The organism is Roseateles sp. P5_B10 (genome assembly GCF_056400485.1).
Window position 1 is genome coordinate 1 of sequence record NZ_JBFULE010001430.1, and the last position, 754, is coordinate 754.

The 754-nt window shown below is 71.6% G+C and carries 2 protein-coding genes; both read right to left on the reverse strand.

Annotated features, from left to right (window positions below; all coding sequences use genetic code 11):
- Positions 1 to 93 precede the first annotated feature (93 nt).
- On the reverse strand, positions 94 to 309 hold the full coding sequence (locus AC1DU6_RS33790; protein ID WP_056197799.1) for a Trm112 family protein: 216 nt from the start codon (positions 307 to 309) through the stop codon (positions 94 to 96).
- Positions 309 to 754, reverse strand: a 446-nt coding sequence (locus AC1DU6_RS33795; protein WP_477862752.1) for a tetraacyldisaccharide 4'-kinase, incomplete at its 5' end; no start/stop codon positions are given. The genes AC1DU6_RS33790 and AC1DU6_RS33795, both read right to left, overlap by 1 nt.

Consider the following 754-nt stretch of genomic DNA (forward strand, 5'->3'; position numbering starts at 1 on the left):
TCGCCAGGCATGGGATGCCCACAGGGCATCCCATGTCCGGGCTCACTCCCGCCAAGCGGGAGCGAGCTTGCTTGGGGYGGCCCGGCGCGGCGCTCACGGTGCCAGCACGACCGGTGGCGCGGGGGCGTCCGGGTCCCAGGCCTTGGCCTCGCTCTCCAGCATCAGCGGGATGCCGTCGCGAACGGGGAAGGCCAGGCGGTCGGCGCGGCAGGCCAGGGCCGGCAATTCCAGTCCGGCACCTTCACGCAGCAGCGTCAGCGGCCCCTTGCACAGGGGGCAGACCAGCATTTCGATGAGGCGTTGATCCATCAGGCGAGAGCGAAGAGTTTTTGCAGTTGGGTGTCCAGCGCGGCCTCGAAGCCGGCACCGGGCGAGAAGTCTAGCGCCACGACCCAGACGGGCAGGGCGCCGACGCGCTCGGGCGGCAGCTTCACGGCGTCTTTCTCGGTCAGCAGTACGGCGGCCGCGTCGGGGGGCCAAGGCAGGCTCGCGAAGTCGGCGTGGTCGGGCAGGGCCAGGCTGTCAAAGCGCAATCCAAGCGCTGCCAGCATGTCGAAGAAGCGCTGCGGCCTTGCCACGCCGGCAACGGCAAGCAGCCCCGGCCGCTCGCGCAAGGCCAGCAGCGTGTCCATCTGCGCCGGTTTGCCGGCCCACCAGTCGGCCAGCGTCACCGCGCCAGCCAGGCGGCGCCCGGCGACGAAGCCGGGCAGGGCGGTGCTCGGCTGCGGCGCGTTGTAGACGACGAGCTCGTCAG